The sequence below is a fragment of the Bradyrhizobium sp. MOS002 genome (genome assembly GCF_003020115.1).
Taxonomy (GTDB): Bacteria; Pseudomonadota; Alphaproteobacteria; order Rhizobiales; family Xanthobacteraceae; genus Bradyrhizobium.
On record NZ_PYFX01000004.1, the window covers coordinates 795,470 to 820,593 of the forward strand.

At 64.0% G+C, this 25,124-nt stretch carries 24 protein-coding genes and 1 tRNA gene; 15 read left to right on the forward strand and 10 right to left on the reverse strand.

Features of this window, described 5'->3' with window-relative positions; all coding sequences use genetic code 11:
* Window positions 1–20: 20 nt before the first annotated feature.
* The 8 genes from C7G41_RS16805 to C7G41_RS16840 all read left to right on the forward strand — a co-directional run bounded on the left by C7G41_RS16805 (window position 21) and on the right by C7G41_RS16840 (window position 9,379).
* Window positions 21–1,715 carry a flotillin family protein gene (locus tag C7G41_RS16805; RefSeq protein ID WP_106943701.1) on the forward strand — a complete coding sequence of 565 codons (1,695 nt, stop codon included), beginning with the start codon at window positions 21–23 and terminating at the stop codon, window positions 1,713–1,715.
* A gap of 213 nt (window positions 1,716–1,928) precedes the next feature.
* Window positions 1,929–2,297 carry a hypothetical protein gene (locus C7G41_RS16810; RefSeq protein ID WP_106943564.1) on the forward strand — a complete coding sequence of 123 codons (369 nt, stop codon included), beginning with the start codon at window positions 1,929–1,931 and terminating at the stop codon, window positions 2,295–2,297.
* A gap of 134 nt (window positions 2,298–2,431) precedes the next feature.
* Window positions 2,432–2,506 (forward strand) — tRNA-Asn (locus C7G41_RS16815).
* A gap of 175 nt (window positions 2,507–2,681) precedes the next feature.
* Entirely contained in the window at window positions 2,682–2,861 is a 180-nt protein-coding gene (locus C7G41_RS16820) for a hypothetical protein (RefSeq protein WP_106943565.1), read from the forward strand.
* Window positions 2,862–2,998: 137 nt separating this feature from the next.
* Entirely contained in the window at window positions 2,999–3,661 is a 663-nt protein-coding gene (locus tag C7G41_RS16825) for a protein-L-isoaspartate O-methyltransferase (protein WP_199198417.1), read from the forward strand.
* A gap of 214 nt (window positions 3,662–3,875) precedes the next feature.
* Entirely contained in the window at window positions 3,876–5,276 is a 1,401-nt protein-coding gene (locus C7G41_RS16830) for a TolC family outer membrane protein (RefSeq protein ID WP_106943566.1), read from the forward strand.
* 305 nt (window positions 5,277–5,581) lie between these two features.
* On the forward strand, window positions 5,582–6,361 hold the full coding sequence (locus C7G41_RS16835) for a PopZ family protein (RefSeq protein WP_199198418.1): 780 nt from the start codon (window positions 5,582–5,584) through the stop codon (window positions 6,359–6,361).
* A 141-nt stretch (window positions 6,362–6,502) separates the two neighbouring features.
* Entirely contained in the window at window positions 6,503–9,379 is a 2,877-nt protein-coding gene (locus C7G41_RS16840) for a valine--tRNA ligase (RefSeq protein WP_106943568.1), read from the forward strand.
* Between the two features lie 49 nt (window positions 9,380–9,428).
* Here the strand turns inward: C7G41_RS16840 and C7G41_RS16845 are convergent, their stop codons facing one another.
* Window positions 9,429–10,031: a DNA-3-methyladenine glycosylase gene (locus C7G41_RS16845; protein ID WP_106943569.1), complete on the reverse strand. Its 603-nt coding sequence runs from the start codon at window positions 10,029–10,031 to the stop codon at window positions 9,429–9,431.
* A gap of 130 nt (window positions 10,032–10,161) precedes the next feature.
* Between C7G41_RS16845 and lipA the strand changes: the two genes are divergently transcribed.
* Together lipA and C7G41_RS16855 are read left to right on the forward strand one after the other, a co-directional pair.
* Window positions 10,162–11,118 (forward strand): lipoyl synthase, encoded by a 957-nt coding sequence (lipA, locus tag C7G41_RS16850; RefSeq protein WP_106943570.1) that lies wholly within the window; start codon window positions 10,162–10,164, stop codon window positions 11,116–11,118.
* A gap of 6 nt (window positions 11,119–11,124) precedes the next feature.
* A complete protein-coding gene (locus C7G41_RS16855) occupies window positions 11,125–11,595 on the forward strand; it encodes a type II toxin-antitoxin system RatA family toxin (protein ID WP_007591145.1) in 471 nt (156 codons plus the stop codon).
* 141 nt (window positions 11,596–11,736) lie between these two features.
* Here the strand turns inward: C7G41_RS16855 and C7G41_RS16860 are convergent, their stop codons facing one another.
* From C7G41_RS16860 to C7G41_RS16880, 6 genes are read right to left on the reverse strand one after another with little or no spacing between them, the layout of a single operon-like run.
* Window positions 11,737–12,552, reverse strand: a complete 816-nt coding sequence (locus C7G41_RS16860; protein WP_199198419.1) for a cytochrome c — start codon at window positions 12,550–12,552, stop codon at window positions 11,737–11,739.
* Entirely contained in the window at window positions 12,552–14,174 is a 1,623-nt protein-coding gene (locus tag C7G41_RS16865; protein WP_106943572.1) for a b(o/a)3-type cytochrome-c oxidase subunit 1, read from the reverse strand. Before C7G41_RS16865 ends, C7G41_RS16860 begins: the two co-directional genes overlap by 1 nt.
* Window positions 14,161–14,736 carry a cytochrome C oxidase subunit II gene (locus tag C7G41_RS16870; RefSeq protein WP_106943573.1) on the reverse strand — a complete coding sequence of 192 codons (576 nt, stop codon included), beginning with the start codon at window positions 14,734–14,736 and terminating at the stop codon, window positions 14,161–14,163. The genes C7G41_RS16865 and C7G41_RS16870 overlap by 14 nt, the downstream gene beginning before the upstream one ends.
* Window positions 14,733–14,909, reverse strand: a complete 177-nt coding sequence (locus C7G41_RS37850; protein ID WP_181769924.1) for a hypothetical protein — start codon at window positions 14,907–14,909, stop codon at window positions 14,733–14,735. The genes C7G41_RS16870 and C7G41_RS37850 overlap by 4 nt, the downstream gene beginning before the upstream one ends.
* 8 nt (window positions 14,910–14,917) lie before the next feature.
* The gene (locus C7G41_RS16875) at window positions 14,918–16,174 is read right to left on the reverse strand and encodes a cytochrome c (protein WP_106943574.1); all 1,257 of its coding nucleotides are present in this window, start codon (window positions 16,172–16,174) and stop codon (window positions 14,918–14,920) included.
* A gap of 8 nt (window positions 16,175–16,182) precedes the next feature.
* Window positions 16,183–16,857 (reverse strand): c-type cytochrome, encoded by a 675-nt coding sequence (locus C7G41_RS16880; RefSeq protein WP_106943575.1) that lies wholly within the window; start codon window positions 16,855–16,857, stop codon window positions 16,183–16,185.
* 877 nt (window positions 16,858–17,734) lie between these two features.
* Here C7G41_RS16880 and C7G41_RS16885 point away from each other — a divergent pair.
* Window positions 17,735–18,520 (forward strand): outer membrane protein, encoded by a 786-nt coding sequence (locus tag C7G41_RS16885; RefSeq protein WP_106943576.1) that lies wholly within the window; start codon window positions 17,735–17,737, stop codon window positions 18,518–18,520.
* Window positions 18,521–18,589: 69 nt separating this feature from the next.
* Window positions 18,590–18,817 (forward strand): hypothetical protein, encoded by a 228-nt coding sequence (locus C7G41_RS16890; protein ID WP_106943577.1) that lies wholly within the window; start codon window positions 18,590–18,592, stop codon window positions 18,815–18,817.
* A 38-nt stretch (window positions 18,818–18,855) separates the two neighbouring features.
* On the opposite strand, the gene C7G41_RS37390 is transcribed toward C7G41_RS16890, so the two are convergent.
* Window positions 18,856–19,014: a hypothetical protein gene (locus tag C7G41_RS37390; RefSeq protein ID WP_158268014.1), complete on the reverse strand. Its 159-nt coding sequence runs from the start codon at window positions 19,012–19,014 to the stop codon at window positions 18,856–18,858.
* Window positions 19,015–20,420: 1,406 nt separating this feature from the next.
* Here C7G41_RS37390 and C7G41_RS16910 point away from each other — a divergent pair.
* A complete protein-coding gene (locus tag C7G41_RS16910) occupies window positions 20,421–20,846 on the forward strand; it encodes a GFA family protein (RefSeq protein ID WP_106943580.1) in 426 nt (141 codons plus the stop codon).
* Window positions 20,847–20,864: 18 nt separating this feature from the next.
* Here the strand turns inward: C7G41_RS16910 and C7G41_RS16915 are convergent, their stop codons facing one another.
* Together C7G41_RS16915 and C7G41_RS16920 are read right to left on the reverse strand one after the other, a co-directional pair.
* The gene (locus C7G41_RS16915; RefSeq protein ID WP_106943581.1) at window positions 20,865–21,473 is read right to left on the reverse strand and encodes a CinA family protein; all 609 of its coding nucleotides are present in this window, start codon (window positions 21,471–21,473) and stop codon (window positions 20,865–20,867) included.
* A gap of 4 nt (window positions 21,474–21,477) precedes the next feature.
* Complete coding sequence (locus tag C7G41_RS16920; RefSeq protein ID WP_106943582.1) at window positions 21,478–22,659, reverse strand: bifunctional 2-C-methyl-D-erythritol 4-phosphate cytidylyltransferase/2-C-methyl-D-erythritol 2,4-cyclodiphosphate synthase; 1,182 nt, start codon at window positions 22,657–22,659, stop codon at window positions 21,478–21,480.
* Between the two features lie 282 nt (window positions 22,660–22,941).
* Between C7G41_RS16920 and dusB the strand changes: the two genes are divergently transcribed.
* Both dusB and C7G41_RS16930 read left to right on the forward strand, forming a co-directional pair.
* Window positions 22,942–23,943, forward strand: coding sequence for a tRNA dihydrouridine synthase DusB (gene dusB / locus C7G41_RS16925; RefSeq protein WP_199198420.1), 1,002 nt, complete (start codon window positions 22,942–22,944; stop codon window positions 23,941–23,943).
* Entirely contained in the window at window positions 23,940–25,115 is a 1,176-nt protein-coding gene (locus C7G41_RS16930; protein ID WP_106943704.1) for a nitrogen regulation protein NR(II), read from the forward strand. The genes dusB and C7G41_RS16930 overlap by 4 nt, the downstream gene beginning before the upstream one ends.
* Window positions 25,116–25,124: the final 9 nt, after the last annotated feature.

Sequence of the window (25,124 nt, forward strand, 5' to 3'; positions counted from 1 at the left end):
GTCATTTATTGGAGAACATCATGTTCGACATCGCAGTCCCGGCCATGATCGGCGTCGCGCTGATCGTCGTCCTCGGGATCGTCTTCACCATCCTCTACAAGCGCGCCACCCGCGACGAGGCCTTCGTGCGCACCGGCCTCGGCGGCAAGAAGGTCGTGCTCGACGGCGGCGCCATGATCCTGCCGATCTTCCACTCCTATGCCAGCGTCAATCTGAAGACACTGCGGCTGACAGTCGAGCGCAAGGAGCGGGAATCCCTGATCACCAGGGACCGGCTGCGCGTCGACATCGTCGCCGAATTCTACGTGCGCGTTCGCCCCGACGACGAGAGCATCGCGCTGGCGAGCCAGACGCTGGGCGCGCTGACCAACGACGCCGAGGCGCTGCGAAACCAGGTCGAGGCGAAATTCGTCGACGGCCTGCGTTCGGTGGCGGCGACCATGTCCATCCTGGAGCTGCAGGAAAAGCGCAGTGATTTCGTCAAGCACGTGCAGGCAACGGTCGAGTCCGACGTCAAGTCGAACGGGCTCGAACTGGAATCGGTGTCATTGACAAAACTCGACCAGACCGACGTCAAATTCTTCAATCCGGAGAATTTCTTCGACGCTGAAGGTCTCACCCAATTGAAGACGGTCACCGAGACCCGCCGCCGCGACCGCAACGCCATCGTGCGCGACAACGAAGTGGCGATCGCACAAAAGGACCTCGAGGCGCGGCAGCAGACCCTGACGATCGAGCGGACCAAGAAGGAGGCCGAGCTGTCGCAGGAGCGCGACATCGCCAACAAGACCGCGAGCACCCGCGCCGAGGTCGCAACTGCGACGCAAACTGCGCGCCTGACCGAGGAGAATGCCCGCATCGATACCGACCGGGCGGTCGCCGAGAAGGAGGCGGGCGCCAAGCAGGTGAAGGAGACTGCGGTGATTGAATCGGATCTGGCGATCAACAAGCGCAAGACCGACGCGCAGCGCGAGATCCAGATCGCCACCCAGGAGAACGAGATCCAGATCGCGTCCAAGAGCAAGCAGACTTCGGAAGCCGTGACCGAGGCCAAGACGGCCGAAGCGGTCGCCGTCTCCGCGGAAGAAAAAGTCGTGACCGCGCGCGCCGTCGAAGTTGCCGATCGTGCCCGTCTCACCCAGGTGCTCGCGGCCCGCACCGAGGCCGAGCGAAAATCGACCGAGGTGATCGTCGCGGCCGAGGCCGAGAAGAAGGCCTCCCTCGATCGCGCCGAGGCCGTCAAGACACTGGCCACCGCCGAAGCCGAGTCCAACAAGATCAAGGCTGTGGGCGTCAGGAATATCGGTGAGGCCGAAGCTGCCGTCATCACCATGAAGAACGAGGCGCAGAACAAGCTCGGCAGCAACGTCATCGACTTCGAGATCGCCAAGAAGCGGATCGAGATCATGCCCTCGGCGCTGGCCGAGATGGTCAAGCCTATCGCGAACTTGAAGGACGTCCGCATCCTCCACACCGGCGGTGCGTTCGGCGGCAACAGTGCGGGGGGAGGCAATGTCGGCTTCGGCGAAGGCCTTGCCGGTGAGCTGCTCAAGGTGCATGCGCTGCGTCCGATGATCGACGAGATCCTGCGCCAGGGCGGCTTTGCGCCCGGCGACGATCCTGTGAAGACGTTGGTCAACGCGGTTGCCGGAAAGAGCAACGGTGCGGCGGTGCCGGCGACCGCGCCGGAGACAACAAACCCCGCAAATCTATGAATGCCGGTTCATTGCTGCGGAGAATTCGAATCGGTAAGAATTGGCGCGTTGCGCGTCTCACGCCGTGCAACGAGCCGGAGCGCGGATCGATCGCGTCTTGAACCTTTCGATTGCGCCTCCGACGAATCCTTCAAGGCAACGCCATTGGTTGCCGCGGCGCCTGCGCCGATCGACGTCAGGCACCGAAGCCCGTTTCGATCGGGGGAATTTCATATGAAGTATTTTCTGTCTGCACTGATTGCGATCGGACTATCGATGGCCGCCGCGCCGTCGTTCGCGGCTGACGCCCGCAACGTCACCGTCGTCAACGAGACCGGCTATGCCATCAAATTTCTGGGCTTCAACGCCCCGGACGACGGCATGGACGAATGGGACAACGAGCTGGACAAGGTTTTGCAGAACCAGGCGAGCACCTATGTCGAGTTCGACGATGACGACGATGGGTGTGTCTGGAACATCCGCGTCGACTGGCAGAACTACGACGAGACCGTGCTCTGGAAGAACGTCAACCTCTGCAAGTTCACCGCGCTGCGGCTGCGCTACGATTCCGGCACCAAGACCACTTCGTTCGTCGCCGAGTAACTTGACCTGAGGTCAGGCGGAGGAGGGGCCACGCGCCCTTCCTCGCCGCAATGTGCCAGATAGCGAATTGGTCCTTTGCAAGCGCAAGCGGCTTTGTTATACGCAGCCGCGCGCGAACGACGGGTTCGCCCTTTTCCTCGGTAGCTCAGCGGTAGAGCATCCGACTGTTAATCGGATGGTCGCTGGTTCGAATCCAGCCCGGGGAGCCAAATTCCGCTTCATTTCAATGACTTGCGTCCAGACTCTGATCTGGCGTGCGATCTCGTTGCGGCAAATCCTCAACTAGATGTGTACCGTGGCGAGCCTGCATCCCCCGCGGTGACGCCAAAACGACTCAATTGAAATCGAGCTTCCAGAGGCCGGTCCTTTACGGAGCTGATTCCCATGCGAGACATCCTGGTCGACCGTTCCCCGCTGGCTCCCTCCATTCTGCCGGCGGACATCCCCGAACTCAGCGACGACGAATGCCTCGCCTGTCTGGCGCGCGCGGTCGAGACCCACGATTCGGCACGGCTGGATGAAGTCGCCGCATTGATCGGCCGCCTCGCGGTCACGATCGAATAGGTCTCGCCCTCTCGACGTTGCGAGTTGCGGAAGGGCCCGGTTCGCGGGGCCAAAGCCATGTTGCGTTTTCGCAGGGCCTGTTCCAAAGATGCCGCCAACTTTCGTCCGCGGCATCGTCCGCCTTGCAGGGTCCGCAAATGTCCGTTTTCTCGACGGCGCGCCTAAAAATGGTCGATGGCCAGGTGCGCACCAGTGACGTCACCGACCGTCGTGTTCTCGACGCCATGCTTACGGTTCCGCGCGAGGCCTTCGTGCCGGCCAGCCGGCAGGCATTGGCGTATCTCGACCTCGATCTCGACGTCAGCGAGGGCGGCGCCAAGCGGTTCCTGATCAAGCCGCAACTGACCGGCAAGCTGCTCCAGGCCGCCGAGATTGGCGAGGGTGACAACGTGCTGGCCGTCGGATGCGCCACGGGCTATCTCGCTGCGCTGATCGCCAAGCTCGCGCGCCAGGTTACCGCGACGGAATGCGATTCCGCCTTGGCCAAGAAGGCAAATGACGCCTTCGCCGCCCTTGGGCTCGCCAACGTGACCTGCAAGGCAGCGGCCTGCACCGAGGGTGATGCCGCTGCTGGCCCATATGATGTGATTATCCTCAACGGCGCCACCGAGGTGACGCCGGCAGGGCTGCTCGGGCAGCTCAAGGAGGGTGGGCGCCTGTTGGGGGTCTCGGCCGAATCCAGGCCGCCGCGCGCCATGATCGTGACCCATACCCACGGCGAATTCGGCCATCGGGCGCTGTTCGATGCCGCAGCCCCGGTCCTTCCCGGGCTGGAACGGGCGGCCGCCTTCGTCTTCTGACGGCGCGATAGCGGCTTTGGCCCGTTAAAATCCCGTTCTGAATCAGAAGTGTGGCCGGGATGCTGCACGTGAAGAGTTTCCACTGCGAACACCCCTCAGGTAGTTCCGTCGCGCTTGACCGCGTCCTATGTTGCGGCGGGGCAACGACTCCACTCGCAGACGGTAACCCAGCTCGCGGGCACGAGCCGGGCGTTAGAATGAACGGAATTTTTGGATGCATGGGGTGAAGCTCTTCACCGGAGCAGCGGTTTCGGTCCTGCTGCTGGCGCTTGCCGCGCCGACGCCTGCCTTGGCGGATACGATCGAGGCTGCGCTGGTGCGCGCCTATCAGAACAATCCGCAGCTGAACGCGCAACGCGCCCAGGCACGCTCGACCGACGAGAACGTGCCGCAGGCGCTGTCGGGCTACCGCCCCAAGGTCAACGTGACCCTCGGCACTGGATATCAATATCAGGATATCCAGGCGACGCAGAACCCCACACCCCCCAGCCCCAAGTCGATCTCCGGCCTGCTTCAGCCCAACAGCGCCAGCTTGACCGTCAACCAGACGCTCTACAATGGCAATCAGACCGCCAACAGGACGCGCGCGGCGGAGAGCCAAGTCTCGGGATCCCGCGAGGCGTTGCGTGTGCTCGAGCAGACGGTCCTGCTGCAGGCTGCCACGACCTACATGGACTTCCTGCGCGATTCGGCGACTCTCGAAGTTCAGCGCAGCAACGTGCGTGTGCTCGAACAGACGCTCAAGCAAACCCGCGATCGCTTCAATGTCGGCGAAGTGACGCGCACGGACGTGGCGCAATCCGAAGCGCAGCTCGCGGCCGGCAAGACCCAGGCCCTGACTGCCGAATCGAATCTCACGACGACGCGCGCGAATTTTCGCCGGATCATCGGCAACGAGCCGACGAACCTGGCACCGGGCTCGCCGGTCGATCGATTCCTGCCCGCGACGCTCGCCTCCGCCGTCGGTCTCAGCCTGGTGGAGAACCCCAGCGTCACGGCTTCGATGTTCGGGATCGACGTCAACTATCTCCAGGTCAAGATCAACGAGGGCGCGCTGCTGCCGACGGTCACGGTCCAGGCTGGTCTCAGCACGTCGTACCAGCAGACTCTGAATGTCTTCCGAACGAATACGGCGTCCGCCATCGCGACAGCTTCCATACCGATCTATCAGGGCGGCGCAGAATATTCGCTGATCCGGCAATCCAAAGAGAACCTGGCGCAGCAGCGCCTTAATCTCGAAACCACCCGCGATCAAACCCGCGCCAACGTCGTGCAGGCCTGGGGCCAGTTGGAAGCCGGCAAGGCGCAGGTGCAGTCTGCGCAGGCGCAGGTCACGGCCTCCGAGATCGCGCTGAACGGCGTGCGCGAGGAAGCCAAGGCCGGCCAGCGCACCACGCTCGACGTGCTCAACGCGCAGCAGGCGCTGGTCAATGCGCGCGTCGCTCTCGTCACTGCCCAGCATGACCGCGTGGTGGCGTCCTATTCGGTGCTGAACGCGGTCGGCCGTCTCGCGCCGCAAGTCCTCGGCCTCAACACCACGGTCTACGATCCGAGCGTTCACTACCAGCAGGTTCGCGACAGCTGGGCCGGCGTCCGCACGCCAGACGGACGCTAGAGTCCCGTAATCATCCGGTCGGCCTCGCGAATAGCCGAAGCCGACCGGTGCTTTGCTTGCAATCAGCAAAATCCCTGACATAGCCTTGCCAAGAAGATGCGGGCCGATTCGCTCCGCATCCGATGCCGTGTGCGTAAAGCATGAGTGCCGAGGGCAGGGGCGCACCGCTGCACGTTGAGCGGTCATCTGGGGACAAGTCGGGCTGCCGCGACGAAAATGTCGGGCCACCCATCCGGAACCGGCCAATCCTGTCGTGCTTGGTGTAAAACAACGCATGCGAGGGCGTTGATGATGTGGAGTCGGAGATGACGCAGCCTGCAAAGGTCACAGAACCCTCGATGGAGGAGATTCTGGCCTCGATCCGGCGCATCATTGCCGACGATGAGGCCAAGCCGCCGCCGGCGGATGCAGCCAAGCCCGAGAAAGCTGCCGCCCCCGCCGCGCCACCGAAGCCGCAGGCGATCAACGATATTCCGCCATCCAAGGTCGCGCCGCCCAAACCGGCCGCCGAGAAGCCCGCACCGGCTCCGGCCGCAAAGCCGGCGCCGCCGCCGGCCCCCGCACCCGAGGCGGATGCATCCAACAATCAGGACGATATCGACGCGCTCTTGGCAGGGCTCGACACGGCTACGTCTGCGCCCGAAATCCGTGCTCCCGAGCCGGAGCCCGACCCTGAGCCTGACGTGCTGGAATTGACCGACGATATGGCGCTGGCGATGGAGCCGACGCCACCTCCGCCGCCGCCGAGCTTCCGCAAGGTCGAGCCGCGCGACGATCTCGAATTCGCCGAATCGCCGCCGCCGCGTCCGACGCCGGCCCCGGCATCCTATGCGCCGGTGGACTTCGATGCGCCGCCACTGCCACCCCAACAGCCGATCCTGGCGCAATCGACGGTCTCGGCGGTCGAATCCGCCTTCAATTCCCTGGCCCACACGGTGCTCAGCAGCAATGCGCGCACGCTGGAGGATCTGGTCAAGGAGATGCTGCGGCCGATGCTGAAATCCTGGCTGGACGACAATTTGCCCGGCCTCGTCGAACGCATCGTGAAGGCCGAAATCGAGCGGGTATCGCGCGGCGGCAGGTAGATCGGGCCGCAGAGCCCTCATAAAGCCCTGCTTGTGCGCCATATTCGGCCTCCCGACCGGATCGGAAAGCCCCATTGCCGCCTGGCTTTCCTTTGACTTGTCCGTTGACTTGGACCCCGTGCGCGGCTTTCTAACAGCGCCATGATCGAGAAAAATTACCAGCCCGCCGATATCGAAGCCCGCATGTCCGTCGTGTGGGAGGACAGCCTTGCCTTCAAGGCCGGCCGCCCAGACCGCCGCGACGCAGTGCCCTTTACCATCGTGATCCCGCCGCCGAACGTGACGGGCTCGCTGCACATGGGCCACGCGCTCAACAACACGCTCCAGGACATCCTGTGCCGCTTCGAGCGCATGCGCGGCCGCGACGTGCTGTGGCAGCCCGGCACCGACCATGCCGGCATCGCCACCCAGATGGTGGTGGAGCGGCAGCTGATGGAGCGCCAGCAGCCCGGACGCCGCGAGATGGGCCGCGAGAAGTTTCTGGAGCGGGTCTGGCAGTGGAAGGCCGAAAGCGGCGATACCATCATCAACCAGCTCAAACGGCTCGGCGCCTCCTGCGACTGGTCGCGCGAACGCTTCACCATGGACGAGGGCCTGTCCAAGGCCGTGGTCAAGGTGTTCGTCGAGCTGCACCGCGACGGCCTGATCTACAAGGACAAGCGGCTGGTGAACTGGGACACCAAGCTGCTTACCGCGATCTCCGATCTCGAAGTGCAGCAGACCGAGGTCAAGGGTAGCCTCTGGTACCTGCGTTATCCGATCGAGGGCAAGACTTTCAGCCCTGAGGATCCCTCGAGCTTCATCGTCGTTGCCACCACGCGTCCGGAGACCATGCTCGGCGATACCGGCGTCGCCGTGCATCCCGATGACGAGCGCTATCAGAAGCTGGTCGGCAAGAACGTCATCCTGCCGCTGGTCGGCCGCAAGATCCGGATCGTCGCCGACGATTATTCCGATCCGGAGAAGGGCTCGGGCGCGGTCAAGGTAACGCCGGCGCACGACTTCAACGATTTCGAGGTCGGCAATCGCCATGGCCTCGCCCGGATCAGCGTGATCGACAAGGAAGGTTGCGTCGATCTCCTCGACAACGAGGATTATCTGCGCGACCTGCCGGAAGGTGCCTCGCAGTTCGCCGAGGAGTTCAACAAGCTCGATCGCTTTGCAGCGCGCAAGCGCATCGTCGAGCGGCTGGAATCGTTCGGCTTCGTCGAGCGGATCGAGCCCCACACCCACATGGTGCCGCATGGCGACCGCTCCGGCACGGTGATCGAGCCCTATCTCACCGACCAGTGGTATGTCGACGCCAAGACGCTGGCGAAGCCCGCGATGGCCGCAGTGCGTTCGGGCGAAACCACCTTCGTGCCGAAGAACTGGGAAAAAACCTACTTCGAATGGATGGAGAACATCCAGCCCTGGTGCATCTCGCGCCAGCTCTGGTGGGGTCACCAGATTCCGGCCTGGTACGGTCCCGACGGCAAGGTGTTCGTCGCCGAGACCGAGGAGGAGGCCGTCAGCCACGCGCTCGGCTATTACGTCGAGCAGGAAGTCATCACGGTCGAGCAGGGCCGCGAGATGGCGCTCGACCGCAACAAGCGTGAGGGTTTCATCACGCGCGACGAGGACGTGCTCGACACCTGGTTCTCCTCGGCGCTGTGGCCGTTCTCGACCCTCGGCTGGCCCGCGGACGCGCCGGAAGTGCAGCGCTACTACCCGACCAACGCGCTGGTGACCGGCTTCGACATCATCTTCTTCTGGGTCGCCCGCATGATGATGATGGGCCTTCACTTCATGAAGGAGGTGCCGTTCTCGACGATCTACATCCACGCCCTCGTCCGTGACGAGAAGGGCGCCAAGATGTCGAAGTCGAAGGGCAACGTCATCGATCCGCTCAGCTTGATCGACCAATATGGCGCGGACGCACTGCGATTTACGCTGGCGGCGATGGCCGCGCAGGGACGCGACATCAAGCTCGCCACCAGCCGTGTCGAAGGCTACCGCAATTTCGCGACCAAGCTCTGGAATGCATCGCGCTTTGCGGAGATGAACCATTGCGCCGTGACTGAGGGCTTCGAGCCTGCGAAGGTCAAGGAGACGCTGAACCGCTGGATCGCGCATGAGAGCGCGCACACCACGCGCGAGGTGACCGAGGCGATCGAGGCTTATCGCTTCAACGACGCGGCAGGCAGCATCTACCGCTTCGTCTGGAACGTCTATTGCGACTGGTATCTCGAGCTCGCAAAACCCGTGCTGCTCGGTCCCGACAGCCCTGCCAAGGCCGAGAGCCGCGCCATGGTGGCATGGGCGCGCGACGAGATCCTGAAACTGCTGCACCCCTTCATGCCCTTCATCACCGAGGAGCTGTGGGAGGTGACGGCCAAGCGCGACGGTCTGCTCGCGCTGGCACCGTGGCCGCTGAAGCCGGCTACACCGACGCCGGAGCAGCTTGCGATGCTCGCGGCGACGACGGGGCCCACCGATGCGCTCGTCTCGCCGGTTTGGGTGCTGCCGATCTTCGACCATGCCGACTTCACCGATCCCGCGGCCGAGGCCGAGATCGGCTGGGTGATCGACCTCGTCACGCAGATCCGTTCGGTGCGCGCCGAGATGAACATTCCGCCGGCGACCCTGACGGCGCTGGTGCTCGCAGGCGCCTCGTCCGAGACGAAGGAGCGCGCGCCGCGCTGGAGCGACGTCATCAAGCGCATGGCGCGGCTGTCGGATATCGCCTTCGCCGAGCGTGCGCCCGACGGCGCGGTCCAGCTCCTGGTGCGCGGTGAAGTGGCTGCACTGCCGCTGAAGGGCGTGATCGACGTCGCCGCCGAGCGCACGCGTCTCGACAAGGAGATCGGGAAGGCCGACGCCGACATCAAGCGCGCGGAGTCCAAGCTGGCCAACGAGAAATTCGTCGCCAACGCGGCCGAGGAGGTCGTCGAGGAGGAACGCGAAAAGCGCGAGGCCGCACTCGCCCGCAAGGCCAAGCTGCTCGAGGCGCTGGAGCGGCTCAAGCAGGCGTCGTGAAACGCCGGTCATTCCGGGTTCGGCTCTTCGAGCCGTCCCGGAATGACCATCAGCGAGGGAACGGCTTGCTCAGGAATTTCGAGCCCCTGACGCCATAGCGCCAGGGCAGTTCGACGGCCTTGGTGATGCCGATCCGGATTCCGGCCACGACCTCCAGATCCTCCGTCCGCGCATGCAGCGCGATCGGCGGACGGTCCAGCGGCAGGGCATTGTGCGCGATGGTGATGCCGAGCGCTTCGGTCAGCTTGCCCGGGCCCGAGCACAACGCGTGCAAATCCTGAAGATGGCGCCGCCGACGCATCGCAGCCAAGCCGTGGGTCGGCTCCAGCGCGCGGATCAGCACGGCGCTGGCCGAGCCTTCTTCCTCGCAGACGAAGTTCACGCACCAGTGGATGCCGTAGGAGCGGTAGACATAGGCAAAGCCGGGCGGGCCGAACATCACCTGGTTCCGCGGCGTTGGCCCTCGATAGGAGTGCGCCGCCGGCTCGGTATGATGATAGGCCTCGACCTCGACGATGATCCCGCCGACGCCGTCGATCAGCATGGTTGCACCGATCAGGTCGGGCGCGACCTCGTGGACGCTGCGCGCGAAAAAGGCACGCTTCAGGGCTTTGCCGAGCCGGGGAGTAGAGGTCTTTGAGACTGGAGCCATTCGAGGTGAGAATCGCCAGAGAACAGAGCAGGATATTGCCCATATCTGCCATGTTCCCTGAAGCAGGGCGAGCCGGGTTGCGATGCCCGGCCAGACCGATTAGGTAGGACTTGGTCAGACCGGACACCCCATGGTCGTTATTGTCGATACCATCTCGAACCCGTTGCGCCCACGTCACCCCGAAAAGGTGAATCGGCCCGATTCCGCTTCGCCGCCGAAGCCGGACTGGATCCGCGTACGCGCGCCCAACACCCGCGGCTATGCCGAGACCCGCAACATCGTGCGCGCCAATGGCCTGCATACGGTGTGCGAGGAGGCGGGCTGCCCGAATATCGGCGAGTGCTGGGACAAGAAGCACGCGACCTTCATGATCATGGGCGACACCTGCACCCGCGCTTGTGCGTTCTGCAACGTCAAGACCGGCATGCCGAACGCGCTCGACGCGGCCGAGCCGCAGAACGTCGGCGAGGCCGTGGCCAAGCTCGGCCTTGCCCATGTCGTCATCACGTCCGTCGACCGCGACGATCTTGCCGACGGTGGCGCCGAGCATTTCGCCCAGACCATCCGCGCGATCCGCGCTGCATGCCCCTCGACCACGATCGAGATCCTGACGCCCGACTTCCTGCGCAAGGAGGGCGCGCTGGAGGTCGTCGTCGCGGCGAAGCCCGACGTGTTCAACCACAATCTCGAGACCGTGCCGTCGTGCTATCTCACGGTGCGGCCGGGCGCGCGCTATTTCCATTCGATCCGGCTGCTGCAGCGGGTCAAGGAGCTCGATCCCACCATCTTCACCAAGTCCGGCATCATGGTCGGCCTCGGGGAAGAGCGCCACGAGGTGCAGCAGGTGATGGACGATCTGCGTTCGGCCGACGTCGATTTCCTGACCATCGGGCAATATCTCCAGCCGACCCGCAAGCATCACGCCGTGATGCGCTACGTGCCGCCGGACGAGTTTTCGTCCTACGAGAAGGTCGCCTACACCAAGGGCTTCCTGATGGTGTCGGCGAGCCCGCTCACCCGTTCGTCGCATCATGCCGGCGAGGATTTTGCGAAACTGAAGGCCGCGCGGGCAGCAAGCGCCCGCTGAATCGCTATGCCCAATTTTTCGAGCAAGCGCCGTGTCGATCACAGTGCGTCCGAGATGTTTGATCTGGTCGCCGACGTCGAGCGATACCCGGAATTCGTGCCGCTGTGCAGCGCGCTGAAGGTCCGTCAGCGCATGGCGAAACCCGACGGCACCGAGGTGCTGGTCGCGGACATGACGGTGTCGTTCAAGCTGGTCCGGGAATCTTTCACCAGCCGCGTGACGCTCGACCGCGCCAATTTGAAGATCCTGGTCGAATATCTGCAAGGTCCCTTCAGCAATCTGGAAAACCGTTGGACGTTCGAGCCCAAAGGCGAGAGCGTTTGCGATGTCGGCTTCTTCCTTGCCTACGAGTTCAAGAGCCGCATGCTGGCGCTCCTGATGGGCTCGATGTTCGACGCCGCGTTCGCGCGATTTTCCATCGCGTTCGAGAAGCGGGCGGATGCGATCTACGGACGACGGAAGCTGGCGTCGTCGTAGTGGTTGCGGACGGGCACGCTCTCTCCTCCGTCATTGCGAGGAGCCCTTGCGACGAAGCAATCCAGAATCCCTCCGCGGAGAAACTCTGGATTGCTTCGCTGCGCTCGCAATGACGATGGCGGAGGCAGGCGTGCCAAAATTTCAATCCACCGCCTTCACGACATCCGGCGGCTGCGAGGCATAGTACGCCGCGGCCTGCTCGATCTCCTGCGGCGTCATCGCACGCGCGATGTTGCGCATCTGCTGGCTGATGTCGTTGCGGCGCTCGCCTGAGGCGAAGGCCTGCAATTGCGCCTTCATGTAGGCCTCGGACTGGCCTTCGAGCCACGGGCTGCCGGTCTTGTTGTCGAGGCTGCCGTGGCAGGCACCGCAGGGCGCGATGCCGCGCATCGGTGCGCCGTAGATCACGATGTTTGGCTTGGGCAATTGCGGGGTCGGGTGATAGGCCGGCAGCCGTGGCAGGTAAGCGTAATAGTTCGAGAGATCTGCGATCTCCTGGTCCGTCAAATTTACGGCGAACGGCGACATCACGGCATTGGTGCGAGCGCCCGTGCGGAAATCATGCAGCTCCTTGTAGATCACCGCCGCGTACTGGCCGGCGAGATTGGGCGAGTCCGCGCGGCTGACGCCTGTCGGGCCGTGGCAGATCGCGCAACGCTGCGCCAGCGTGGCGCCGCGGCCGATCGCCTCCTGGCTCGGGCGCGACAGCGTGTTCGACGTGAGCACGACCTCCGACATGCGCTTGCTCTGCTCCGGCGCCGTCACGCTTGCCGCGCGTTGCGGCACACCGGCGGCGCTACAGATCGCGTCCCAGACGTTTGCGAACTGAACCCAGGGCTGTGCGAAGGGCAGCACGATGAAGCCCGCAATCGCCGTCACGACGAAGATTGCGGCCGTGATGCCGACACTCGTCTTGAAATGACGATTGGTGAGGGTGAAGAGCTCGCGGGTGCTCATCACTGCGCTCCCACATAGACGGCCGGCACCGAGGTGCCCTCGCTCAGCGCCAGATTCAGGATCGGATAGCCGTAATTGGTGAGGGTGAGGGCGATCATCAGCGCCACCCACAGTGCGTGGGTGTTGAGGGCGACCGGGACCGTTGTGGGCTGGTGCACCGCCAGCGCGAAGCGATAGGGGCCTGCGTCGACCTGCGGCGCACGCATGCCGCGGGCCAGGATCACGATGAACATGATGCCCGACGCCAGCAGGATGAAGCCGCCGATGGCCGAGAGGGTGACCGAAAGTGCCTGCGGGGCGATGGCGGGATCGCCGAAGTCGAAATAGGCCATGCGGCGCGGCATGCCGAGAATGCCGACCCAGTGCCAGGGAAAGGTCGTGACGATCATGCCGATGAACCACAGCCAGAGCTGGGTGCGGATCAGGCGGATATCGATCAGCTCGCGTCCGGTCAGATGCGGCCACAGATCGTAGGCGATCGCAAAATACATGATCACGATGGCGCCGCCGAAGATCAGGTGGAAATGGCCGGTGATCCACTGCGTGTTGTGGATCGACGCGTCGAGCTGATAGCTCATGTTGATGAGGCCGCCGGCGCCGCCGAAGCCGAGCATGACGAAGGAAAATGCGAGGGCCAGCATCATCGGGTTGTCCCAGGGCAGGGCCCCGATCCAGCCGAACATGCCGCGGCCGCCGCGCAGGCGCGCCGCGATCTCGACGGAGGCGCAGATCGTGAACACGGTCAGCAGCGTAGGCAGCGCGACCAGCGCGGTGAAGGCCGAATGAATGAACTTGAAGCCGGCGCCGACCTGCGGATCGGCGAAGGTGTGGTGCATGCCGATCGGCATTGCGACCACCAGGAACAGGATGAAGGAGATCCGCGCCATGCTGTCGGAATAGATACGGCCGCCGATCGCGCGCGGCACGATGGTGTAATAGGCGATGTAGGTCGGCATCAGCCAGAAATAGACGATGGCGTGCAGCGTCCAGGAGAAGAACACGCGGGCAAGGCCGGCATCGATGGTGGCCTTCAGCCCGGCCGCGACAGGAATGATCTGGAGCAGCAGTTCGAGCGCTGCGCCGACCGCAGTCCAGGCCCACAGATACGAGCCCGCGACATTGGCGAACATCGCCAGTGGCACCGGCGCGCCGGGATGGGCCTTGCGCCAGACGCGCAGATTGACCGACATCAGCGCGACCCAGATCCAGGAGCCGACCACGACCAGCACGACGCCGAGATAGTAGAAGACGTTGCCGATCAGCGGCGGGTAGAACGTGTAGAGCACCGACGCGCGGCCCAGCGCGATCGGGACCATCGCCATGATCGCGCCGACCACAATCAGCCAGAATCCGGCCCAGGCCCAACGCACGCCGACAAGACGCTGCTCCAGCGCGGACTCGCTGATGGCGTAGCCGAAGCCCATCGCGACCAGGGTCGGGAAGACGTAGCCCATCACCGTGCCGTGCGCGGTCAGCGAACGGTAATAGAGCTCGGGGTTGGACAGCCAGGTGCCAATCGGGCTGCGGATGAACATCTGCCAGGCGCCGAGCGTGAGCGCGATGCCGAACACGGCGAAGGCCAGCCAGAAATGGGCGAGGATGAGCTTTCTATTGACCAACACAGCTCAGCCTCCCGCCACCCTTCGCGCGGTTCGCGAAGTCCGTCTTGTCGATCACCTTGACCTTGCCCCACATGCCCTCGTGGCCGAAGGAGCAAAACTCCTGGCAGGGCATCAGATAGTCGCCGGTCTTCGTAAAGCGCATGAGCTGTTCGGAGATGTAGCCCGGCACCAGCATGGTGTTGACGTTGGTGCCCTGGATCAGGATGCCATGTACGACGTCGGCGCTGGTGGCGCGCAATGTGATCGGCGTATCCGCGGGCACCACGATGCAGGCCGGCGTGAAGGAATATTGCTGCCCGATCGCGCGCACGGTCACATTGCCGTTGGCTTCCAGCATGCTGCCGAGATTGCTCTCGACGAATTCACCGGTCAGATGCAGCCGCGAGGGATCGGTGGTCTCGACGCGCGGCTGCGGCATGGTCGCGCGATGGATACCGGCGAATGCGGCCAGCAGCGCCATCATCACGACGATGATCACGGCGATAGTGGCCCAGCGCCGCTCGACACGGGCTGCGACCTCGGCGCTGGCGCTACCGTTGCTGTGGGCTCCCTCGACGCTCATTGCAGCGAGCCGCGCGGCAGGAACACGAACAGATAGAAGGCGAACCACATCGCGACCACGCAGGCCGTGGCGATGCCGGCGAGCACGATCGCACCGGACGGGCCTTGCGCCACGACTTCTTCGACGGCCTGGTCGGCGGCGGCTGGGCTGGTCGGCGGATCGGAATTGAACATGGCGGCCCTCAGTTCAGCGGTGCCGAGCGCAGCTCGTTGGCCTCGCGCGCCGAGACCGGCGTGCCGCGATTGCCCCAGGCGGTGCGGATGTAGGAGACGACGGCGGCGACCTCGTTGTCGGAGAGGAGGCCGGCGAAGGGCGGCATGCCGTAAGGCATCGGATTGCCCTTGGTGCCCGGCGGATAGCCGCCATTGAGCACCATGCGGATCGGGTTGACCGCCGACTGCATCTCGATCGATTGGTTGTTGGCAAGCGGCGGCCAGTGCGGCGGTTTGCCCTCGCCCTGCGTGCCATGACAGCTCGCACAATTCTTGTCGTAGACGGTCTTGCCGAGGCTGATCAGAAGGCTGCTTTCGCTGGTGGGCAGTGCCGAGCTCGCGGCCGGCGGAGGCGAGGGCTCCGCGATCCCCTTGAGGTAGACCGCCATCGCCCTGGTGTCCTCGTCGTTGAGATATTGCAGGCTGTTGTGCACGACTTCGGCCATCGGGCCGTAGACCACGCCGCGCATGGAGACGCCGGTCTGGAGCAGATCCGTGATGTCCTTGATGCTCCAGTCGCCGAGCCCGGCCTCACGGTTTGACGTCAGCGAAGGCGCGTACCAGTTCTGCATCGGGATCAGGCCGCCTTTGAACGCGTCCGATTGCGAGGTGCCGCCGAGCGCGTTGATCGGCGAATGGCACATGCCGCAATGGCCGAGGCCCTCGACCAGATAGGCGCCGCGATTCCATTCCGCCGATTTTTTCGGATCGGGCTTGAACTCGCCCTCGCTGAAGAACAGCGTGCGCCAGCCGAGGATGAGTTGGCGGTTGTCGTAAGGGAAACGCAATTCGTGCGGCTTGTTCTTCTGATTCACCGGCGCGATCGAGCGCAGATAGGCGAAGATGGCGTCGCTGTCGGCGCGCGTGACCTTGGTGTAGGATGCAAACGGCATCGCCGGGTAGATCAGCCCGCCGTCCGGGAAACGGCCGCTGTGCATGGTCTTGTAGAAGTCGTCGGCGCTCCACTTGCCGATGCCGGTCTCCGGATCGGGCGTGATGTTGGAGGTGTAGATCGTGCCGAACGGGGTCGGCATGGCACGGCCGCCGGCAAACAGACGGCCTTCCGGCGCGGTGTGGCAGGCGGTGCAGTCGCCCGCACGGGCCAGATATTCGCCGCGCGCGATGATGTCGCCGGTCTTGTCCTGCGCTGCTGCTGCCGTGGTGAACGCGGCGAGGGCGAGCAACTTGACGGACAGGAGCTTGATCGACAATTTGAAGCCCATCATCCGCCTCGTCAGTTGGGCTGGCTACCGCAGCCAAATGGCAGCGCGTAGGTGCCTTTCGGCACGGGGGCTGGGTTGCTCGGGGCAGGCCGCGTCGCAAGCCAGGCTGCGACGGCGGTGACGTCCGCCTCGGTCAGGTGCCCGGCGACGAGCTGCATGCAATCAGGCGATTTCGCGGTGCGGGTGCCATAACGCCAGCCGCCGAGCTGGGCGCTGATATAATTGGCGCGCAAGCCCAGCAGGCCGGGGATGCCCGGCTGCATCCCCGTCAGTCCCGGGCCATGACAGCTCACGCAAGCCGGAATGTTGCGGCCGGCATCGCCGCTGGTGGCGAGCAGCTCACCGTGCGCGAGGACGTCCTTGCTCACTTCGCTCGGCGCGGGCTGTGGCAGCGGCGGGTGCTCGCTGGCAAAATATTCCGCCATCGCCTCCAGATAGGGATCGGGCAGGAACTCCAGCAGATAGTTCATCGGCGGGTATTTGCGCCGGCCGCTGCGGAAGGCGAGCAGCTGGTTGTAGAGATAACCGGCGGGCTTGCCCGCGAGACGCGGAAAATAGACGTCGCTGGTGCCTTCGCCCTTGTTGCCGTGACACGGCGTGCAGGCCTCGACGCGCGCCGCCATTGTATCCGGCGGCTGGTTGACGGTTTGCGCGGTCGCACCGTCGGTTGCGGCCAAGACGGCCATAGTGGCCAAGGCGGTAATGGCGGCAATGGCGACTGCCGGAGCAGTGTAGCGAGCGAACACTCTCGTCGCCCTCCAGGGCTGGGCCGGGTTGATTCCCGGCCACAACGTAGAGCGGCATTATTGCGGCAATATAGTCGGGCGCAAGATGCGAAGGAGCCGATGACGTTTGCTCGCGGTTGCACATTTGCGATCCCGATCGGTTTCGACAAAAATTGCGTGCATTTTGACAAGCAAACACAGGTTTGAAGTCTCGCGACGCATCGCGCCCGAGCTTCGCTTTGTCTCGTACACCCTCTTCCGTCAGAGGGCGCAGGGAAGACCGGGTGCCGGCTGGCACCCACGGTCCGCTGTGCGAAGGTTGCGCTACAGGAGGCTGCACAGCGGCATACAGGTGAAGCCCAACACACGGCCTTCCCTGCGCAGGGGATATGCACAGGCAAAAAAGTCTTGATAGATCAAAGCGCAGCGCCGGTGGTGTCGGCCTAGTGTCAAGATGTGCCGCAAGTACTACACACCTCGCAGGAAGGCCGTACAGGCGCTTTGACCCGCGCCGCGGCGTTTCCCCGTCCCGAGCGAAACAACGCGCTACGCTATCCGGCGTCGTTGAGCCTGGTGATCGCCTCGGCGAGGCTGTCGGCGCGCGGCCCCTTGCAGGCGGCGTCCTGTTGCGCGCGCGTGTGCTGTGGAAGTTCACAGCCTGAAAGCGACCAAGCCACGGCCATCCTGTCGCCGCTTTTGATAACCCGAAAGTTGCCATTTAGGCACAAGACGACTGTTTCGAGTCACTTAGCTTTCAGATGGAAGTTGGGATCGAACCCAATTCTACAGCACAGTTTCGAAGGTCGCGCTTTGCAGCGACAGGGATGGAGAAAATGCAATGAGAAAACTTTTGCAGGCTGTAGTTGGTTTCGCGGCATTAGCCGCAGCGGCTCCCGCATTCGCCGCGGACATGCCCGTCAAGGCGGCGCCTCCGCCGGCGGTCCCGATTTATAGTTGGACCGGCTTCTACATTGGGGCCCACGTCGGGGGCGCGCGGACTGAAACGGACTGGTTCTACCCATGCTCCGCGACGAACCTCCTTATCGCGTCCCCGTGCAATTTGGCGCAGGGAGGCCATAGCGCATCAAGTTGGCTTGCTGGCGGCCAAGTCGGGTTCAACTACCAGGTCGGGCGATTTGTGTGGGGCGTCGAGGCCGACTTCAGCGCAACACGAATGGAGGGAAACAATCTGGATGCCGCGTTTCCGCTCCAAGAATTTCTTCATAGCCGCACGGACTTCATCGGCACTGTGGCACCCCGCGTGGGCGTGGCGTGGGATCGAGTGCTATTTTATGCCAAAGGTGGTGTCGCTTGGGCGCACGATGACTACTGGCTGACGCTTACTCCCAATCAATTATTGGCGGGCCAAACATTTGCGACCGGCGACGCAACGCGGTGGGGTTGGATGGTTGGCGTCGGGATCGAGTACGCGTTCGCGCAAAATTGGTCCGTCAAAGCCGAGTACAACTATATGGATTTCGGAACCGAACGCATCTTCGTCAAGAGCACCGGCATAGAACCCACACAGCCAAATTTCGACGAGGACATCAGGCGAACGATCCAGGTTGCAAAAGTCGGTTTGAACTACAAGTTCGACTGGGGCGGGCCGCTCGTTAGATATTGACAGCATCACGGCCTTGAACTGCGATAGTCCGGGTTGTGTTAAAGCCAGTGCCGCCGAATTGGCGACCGCATGTCTGACACCGACAACTGGTTGCGCGGCATCGAATTCGTCGGCGAGTCGAACTTGTGCCACCTCGACCGAATGCAAAAGGCCGATGTACGCTCCCAATATTCAGAAAGGAACCAATCCGACGCGCCGGCCGGCCGCGTCGCGCTCTCACTACACCGCGAACTCACCACGCAAAACACCGAATGCCTTGGGCCAGGCAATCGCCTGGTGACGTCCTCGGTGCACTGAGATCGGCGAACCCGCCGCCCTCGAAGGCCAGCGCCGGCCTACTTCTCCAGATCGAGTAACAGCGGCGGTGCCCAGGGAAACGGCGCCGGCGGTTGCTCTGGCCTTTTGGCCCGCGCCTTTTCGATGCGATCAAGCTCGCGGACGATGACTGCGAGTTCGCTCTCGATTTCGGACATGCGTTTTTGGCTGATGGGCACGGTGACGCTCCTCGTTTGGGTTGCAGCCACCGCATTTTGCTACCGCAAAAGGATTGCCCCGCATAAGTGTCCCATGGGGCATTGTCCAATGGTGCATCCTTCTCGAAACGGGACACCCGCTCGCCGCGCTCGATCGATCCCAGGAAGCGAACCGCAAGACGCTGACGACATGGCGGGCCGCGACGGCGGCAGCGATGATCGGGTGATGCGAGGTCGGGCGGCGCCATGGCACAAACTGCATAGGCGCCCGCTCGTAGCGGGCGCATCATACTACCCGGTTGGCGTGTATCGGGGGGACACCATGATCAGCTTGACCCGCGTCTTTGACATCGCCGTGCTCGCGTTGGGCACGTTCAACGTCGTGCTGGTGGGATTGCTTATCCTTTCCTTCTGAGGTGCTTGCTGGCCGTCGCGGGTTGGCGAGCAGCCCGCGCTCTGCGCGCCTCAATTCCACCATCCGACTCAGGCTGTGGTTGCATTCGTTGCCGGCGTCTCGTCGTATGCGGCGGTTTTCGATCCCGAACCGGCGCGCGACGAAGCGGAGCCGAAGGCCCGGAGAGAACCCCATCAAACCGGGCCTTTGCGCTCATTAATTTGCGCGAAGCGCACTGCTCCAACGTCATCGCATGATCGTGCCGAAAAGTCGCTTGAGCAGCCATGTTGCCTTCTCGGGTCCAGGTTGAAAAGCCGACTTCGCTGGCTGTTTGGATCGGGTCGGCTTTGGGCCATAAGCCGACGTTATCCGCCGGCCTCGTTTCATAACGAAGAGCCAAAGCCTATCTTGCGGCAAGCCATCCAGAAGCGGTGCAGATCATCGTCCGACGGAGCATCCGAATGGTCCATCCCGGTTTCGATACACTCTTTCTTGAGTGCTCTGTATTGCGGTGATCCGTAGATATAGAGACCTACAAGCGTGGCGAGCGCCAAGACTACACCCATCATGGCGCGCCGCATTAGCCTTCGCTGTCAATCATGAGCTTCCTCGTCGTAGCTTCGTGGAGAACCGTCAGCGCGGACCGCTTATAAGTCTAAAGCGGGATAGGTGGCGGCCTTTTGGATACGGTCCTCAACCCAAATGCAATCACACGGGTAATTGCTGCGATTGAACAGCCACGAATGCTCAGGCGATACCCACTCAACCATCATGATCGGGCCGCCGCTCTTATGCGAACGCGGCGCCGTCGGTCAACGTGTCGAGGGTGATCGACGCAGCTATCCCGCCGCACCCGTCGTGGAGTTGACCGTGAGCGCAAAGGTGAATCCGTCAGATGCCGCGGCAGTCAAGCAACGCGTCCTCGACCATGCGAGCGCGCTGCTTGCGGCGGCCTGAAGAGGGCTTGGTGATCCTGCGCGGGATATCGTAGAAGCGATCCGAACAGGAGAGTCTGAACAGGAGATTTGGCGTAATGGTGGACGACACGAATGTTCGGGCCGGCCAGTGCCATTGCGGCACGGTGCGTTTCGAGGCGACGCTCAGCGACGGCTTCAATTCGATCCGCCGCTGCACCTGCTCCTACTGCCGCATGCGCGGCGCCGTCGTCGTCATGGCGGCAATGGGCGGGATCAAGTTCCTCCAGGGCGAGGATGCGCTCACAAGCTACCGCTTCCATACCGGATCAGCGCAGCACTTCTTCTGCTCCCGCTGCGGAATCTACACGCGCCATCAGCGACGATCCGACCAATCTCTCTATGCCGTCAACGTCGCCTGCCTGGATGGGGTAAGCCCGTTCGATTTCACCGAGGTGCCGGTCATGGATGGCATCAATCACACCAACGACACTGGCCAGCCGACGCGGCGGGCCGGCACGCTCCGCTTCATTCCAGCCGACTGACGGTGGTGGTTGCCTGGCTCAGCCGCGCGGCGACCGCGGCGGCCTGCGCTTGGCCGCATGCCGCCGCGGGGAGCGTGTCACGCGGGGACGGAGGCGGGTTGCGGCGGCGGCGCGTTTCGGCTTGGCCTGGGCTGGGCCGCGGGCGAGATCCATCAGCATGCGCAGCGCCTCGACCACCGAGCGCTGACGCACGGCGGTGCGGCCGATGGCGCCAAAACGATGCTCGCGGTGCACGATGCGGCCGTCGCGCGCGGCAACGGCGAAATGTACGAGGCCAACCGGCTTGCCGGGCGTGGCGCCGCCGGGGCCGGCAATGCCGGTGATGGCGACCGCAAGATCGACTCCGGCACGCTCCAGCGCGCCGACCGCCATGGCGGTTGCGGTCTCCTTGCTGACGGCGCCAAAATTCGCCAGCGTGCCCGCCTCGACCCCCAACATCGCGCGCTTGGCGTCGTTGGAATAGGTGACGAAGCCGCGATCGATGACGTCGGAGGAACCGGGGATGTCGGTCAGCGCGCCGGCAACCAGGCCGCCGGTGCAGGACTCCGCGGTCGCGATCGTCAGCTTGCGCATCCGGCACAGATCGAGCAGCGAGCGGGAGAGGGCGCGTGCGTCGCTGCCGGCCATGGGCCTAGACACTCCAGGGAAGGCGGATGGTGGCGCTCGCGGTGGCCGCGATGCCTTCCTCGCGGCCGGTGAAGCCGAGCCGCTCGCTGGTGGTCGCCTTGACCGCGACGCGGGAGATGTCGACGCCGGAGATCTCGGCGATGCGCGCGCGCATGGTGTCGCGCAAAGGGCCGATCTTCGGCCGCTCGCAGATCATGGTGACCTCGAGATTGGCGATGCGGCCGCCGCGCTGGGAGACGCGCTCGATGGCGTATTTCAAAAACTGGTCGGAGGAGGCGCCCTTCCACTTCGCGTCGCTGGGCGGAAAGTGCGATCCGATGTCGCCGTCGGCGAGCGCGCCGAGGATGGCGTCGACCAGCGCATGCAGGCCGACATCGCCGTCGGAATGGGCCAGAAATCCTTTGGTGTGCGGCACGCGCACGCCGCAGATCATGAGATGGTCGCCCTCGCCGAAAGCATGCACGTCGTAACCCGTGCCGGTTCTGATGTCGCCGAGCAGGCTGGCCAGCCGCGCTTCCTCGCGCACGAAATCCTCGGGAGTGGTGAGCTTCATATTGGCAACATCGCCTTCAAAGGTTGCAACCGTCAATCCCGCCCATTCGGCAATCGCGGCATCATCGGTGAAATCGCTGCGGCCGTCCCTGGCGGCACGACGATGCGCTTCGAGGATGACGTCGAAACGAAAGGATTGCGGCGTCTGTGCGATTCGCAACCGCGCCCGGTCCGGCGTGTCCTCGACATTGCCGTTCTCGCCGGTGATCTTGATGGTGTCGGTGACGGGAACGGCGGGGATGGCTGCGCCGGTGCGGCTGGCGGCATCGATCGCGCGGGTGATCACACCTTCCGAAACGAAGGGGCGCGCGGCGTCATGGATCAGGACGATGTCGGGCTTGTGCCTGGCGAGCGCTTCGAGACCGGCGAGCACCGAGGCCTGCCGGGTCGCGCCGCCATTGACCGACGCCTCGTGGCTGAGCCCTGCGACCGCCGCCGTGAACATGGCGCTGTCGTCGGGGTTCACGACCGGCTGAACCGCGAACACGTCCGGATGACGGCTAAAGGCCTCCATGGCACGATAGATCACGGGTACGCCGCCGATCTCGCGATATTGCTTGGGACCACCGGCGCCTGCGCGCAGGCCGCGTCCGGCCGCGACGAGAACGACTGCGGTGCGCTGTGATTTCGCCATAGGACTCAAATACTCATTTGATGATGAAGAGAGTCGGGGAGTGGGGTGATTGCCGCATGCCTCTAGCACGGCAGGCCCGCAAAAAAAGGGGGTTTCCCCGGATTGTGGGAAACAGCATTTTGCTGCACTGCACTTGAAAGATTTGCAGAACTGTCTAAACTGTAGGCATGACGCTTGACTGCACAAGAATTGTGCGCAAGATAGATCATGGCAGGCGCGATGAGGCGCTGCCAACGCAACGAGACCCCTGTGACCGGCTCGGTAGTATCTGGCTCTAAGCCATTGAAGATAGGCGATATTGATGTCGCCACCCCGGTCTTCCTGGCGCCGATGTCGGGGGTGACTGACTCGCCCGTCCGCCGGCTGGCCGCGGAGTTGGGGGCCGGTCTGGTGGTATCCGAAATGACGGCCAGCGACGAACTCGCCAATGGCCATCGGATGTCCCGGTTGCGCTGCGAAGCCACCGGCATCGGTCCACACGTAGTCCAGCTCGCCGGCTGCGAGACGCATTGGATGGCTGAGGGTGCCCGGATCGCCGAAGCCGAGGGCGCCGACATCATCGACATCAACATGGGCTGTCCGGCCCGTCACGTCACCGGCGGCCAGTCCGGTTCCGCCTTGATGCGCGACCTCGACCACGCCGTCAACCTGATCGAAGCGACGATCGCGGCGGTGAAGGTACCGGTGACGCTGAAGATGCGGCTCGGCTGGGACGACCGCACCCGCAACGCGCCGGAATTGGCGCGGCGGGCGCAGGCGTCAGGCACCAAGCTCGTCACGGTGCACGGCCGCACCCGCTGCCAGTTCTACAAGGGCGAGGCCGATTGGGACGCGATCCGCGCCGTGCGCGAGGCCATCTCCATTCCGCTCGTCGTCAATGGCGACATCACGACTTACGAGAAGGCGCTCGCGGCGTTAGAGGCCTCCGGCGCCGACGCCGTGATGATCGGTCGCGGCGCGCAGGGCCAGCCCTGGCTGCCCGGCCAGATCGGCCGGCGCCTCCAGGGCGGGGCGGCGGAAGCCACGCCGTCGCTCGAGACCCAGCTGCATTATGTCCGCACGCTCTATGAAGGCGTCTGCGCGCTCTACGGCCTGCGCATCGGACTGCGGCACGCGCGAAAACATCTCGGCTGGGCGCTCGACGTCGCGGCCGATGTGAGCCGTGCGCCGGCCGAGAAGCTGAAATCCTGGCGCCAGAAAATCCTCACGTCGGAGGATCCGCGCCTCGTCCACCGGTCACTGCAAGATGCCTTCGACGACTTCGCATGGAGCGCCGCTGCATGAGCTCAGCCGCTGAACATCGTCGGCCCGTTGCGTCCGACAGCGATGCCATCCTGGACGCACTGCCCAATCCCATGCTCATGATCGGGCCGGACGGCAAGATCGTCGCCGCCAACATCGCAACCGAAGCCTTCTTCGATATCTCGACGCAGTTCTTGAAGCGGCAGTCGCTGAAAGAGCTGGTGCCGTTCGGCAGCCCCTTGCTGGCGCTGATCGACCAGGTGCGTTCGACGAACGCACCGGTCAACGAGTACAAGGTCGATCTGGGCACGCCGCGCATGGGCGGAGACCGCCAGGTCGATCTGCACGTTGCCCCTGTCACGGAACGGCCCGGCCATATCGTGGTGATGCTCCAGGAGCGCTCCATCGCCGACAAGATGGATCGCCAGCTCACCCATCGCAGCGCCGCGCGCTCGGTGATCGCGCTCGCCGCGATGCTGGCGCATGAAATCAAGAACCCGCTCTCCGGCATCCGCGGCGCGGCGCAGCTCCTGGAGCAGCAGGCCTCCTCGGAAGACCGCATGCTGACGCGGCTGATCTGCGACGAGGCCGACCGCATCGTGACGCTGGTCGATCGCATGGAGGTGTTCGGCGACGAGCGCCCCGTGGTGCGCGGCCCCGTCAACATCCATTCGGTGCTCGATCACGTCAAACGGCTGGCGCAGTCCGGCTTTGCCCGCAACATCCGCTTCGTCGAGGACTACGATCCCTCGCTGCCGCCGGTGCTGGCAAACCAGGACCAGCTCATCCAGGTGTTCCTCAACCTCGTGAAGAACGCCGCCGAAGCGCTGATCGACGTTCCCGACGGCGAAATCCAGCTCACCACCGCGTTTCGCCCCGGCGTACGCCTGTCAGTCCCCGGTCAAAAATCCCGTGTATCCCTGCCGCTCGAATTCTGCGTGAAGGACAACGGACCAGGCGTGCCGGACGATCTTCTACCCAACCTGTTCGATCCCTTCGTCACCACCAAGCAGACCGGCTCGGGTCTGGGCCTCGCGCTGGTCGCAAAGATCATCGGGGATCACGGGGGCATCATCGAATGCGAATCTCAGCCGCGGAAGACAACCTTCCGCGTGCTGATGCCGATGTATTCCACATCGGTGAAACATGCCGATCAAAGCAGTCGCGACGGCTCTGCCGGGAAGTCGTCGTCTGCGTCACAGGGGGCAAAATGAGGATTAACG

Excerpts from the sequence above, each read along its gene's own strand:
- C7G41_RS16830 (WP_106943566.1), top strand. The coding sequence starts at position 3,876 with ATGCATGGGGTGAAGCTCTTCACCGGAGCAGCGGTTTCGGTCCTGCTG.
- C7G41_RS16805 (WP_106943701.1), top strand. The coding sequence starts at position 21 with ATGTTCGACATCGCAGTCCCGGCCATGATCGGCGTCGCGCTGATCGTC.
- C7G41_RS16875 (WP_106943574.1), bottom strand. The coding sequence starts at position 16,174 with ATGATGGGCTTCAAATTGTCGATCAAGCTCCTGTCCGTCAAGTTGCTC.
- C7G41_RS16870 (WP_106943573.1), bottom strand. The coding sequence starts at position 14,736 with ATGAGCGTCGAGGGAGCCCACAGCAACGGTAGCGCCAGCGCCGAGGTC.
- C7G41_RS16920 (WP_106943582.1), bottom strand. The coding sequence starts at position 22,659 with ATGGCGAAATCACAGCGCACCGCAGTCGTTCTCGTCGCGGCCGGACGC.
- C7G41_RS16840 (WP_106943568.1), top strand. The coding sequence starts at position 6,503 with ATGATCGAGAAAAATTACCAGCCCGCCGATATCGAAGCCCGCATGTCC.
- C7G41_RS16885 (WP_106943576.1), top strand. The coding sequence starts at position 17,735 with ATGAGAAAACTTTTGCAGGCTGTAGTTGGTTTCGCGGCATTAGCCGCA.
- C7G41_RS16930 (WP_106943704.1), top strand. The coding sequence starts at position 23,940 with ATGAGCTCAGCCGCTGAACATCGTCGGCCCGTTGCGTCCGACAGCGAT.
- C7G41_RS16820 (WP_106943565.1), top strand. The coding sequence starts at position 2,682 with ATGCGAGACATCCTGGTCGACCGTTCCCCGCTGGCTCCCTCCATTCTG.
- C7G41_RS16880 (WP_106943575.1), bottom strand. The coding sequence starts at position 16,857 with ATGGCCGTCTTGGCCGCAACCGACGGTGCGACCGCGCAAACCGTCAAC.
- C7G41_RS16825 (WP_199198417.1), top strand. The coding sequence starts at position 2,999 with ATGTCCGTTTTCTCGACGGCGCGCCTAAAAATGGTCGATGGCCAGGTG.
- C7G41_RS16910 (WP_106943580.1), top strand. The coding sequence starts at position 20,421 with ATGGTGGACGACACGAATGTTCGGGCCGGCCAGTGCCATTGCGGCACG.
- C7G41_RS16890 (WP_106943577.1), top strand. The coding sequence starts at position 18,590 with ATGTCTGACACCGACAACTGGTTGCGCGGCATCGAATTCGTCGGCGAG.
- C7G41_RS16855 (WP_007591145.1), top strand. The coding sequence starts at position 11,125 with ATGCCCAATTTTTCGAGCAAGCGCCGTGTCGATCACAGTGCGTCCGAG.
- C7G41_RS16810 (WP_106943564.1), top strand. The coding sequence starts at position 1,929 with ATGAAGTATTTTCTGTCTGCACTGATTGCGATCGGACTATCGATGGCC.
- C7G41_RS16835 (WP_199198418.1), top strand. The coding sequence starts at position 5,582 with ATGACGCAGCCTGCAAAGGTCACAGAACCCTCGATGGAGGAGATTCTG.
- C7G41_RS37850 (WP_181769924.1), bottom strand. The coding sequence starts at position 14,909 with ATGTTCAATTCCGATCCGCCGACCAGCCCAGCCGCCGCCGACCAGGCC.
- C7G41_RS16845 (WP_106943569.1), bottom strand. The coding sequence starts at position 10,031 with ATGGCTCCAGTCTCAAAGACCTCTACTCCCCGGCTCGGCAAAGCCCTG.
- C7G41_RS16860 (WP_199198419.1), bottom strand. The coding sequence starts at position 12,552 with ATGAGCACCCGCGAGCTCTTCACCCTCACCAATCGTCATTTCAAGACG.
- C7G41_RS16915 (WP_106943581.1), bottom strand. The coding sequence starts at position 21,473 with ATGGCCGGCAGCGACGCACGCGCCCTCTCCCGCTCGCTGCTCGATCTG.
- lipA (WP_106943570.1), top strand. The coding sequence starts at position 10,162 with ATGGTCGTTATTGTCGATACCATCTCGAACCCGTTGCGCCCACGTCAC.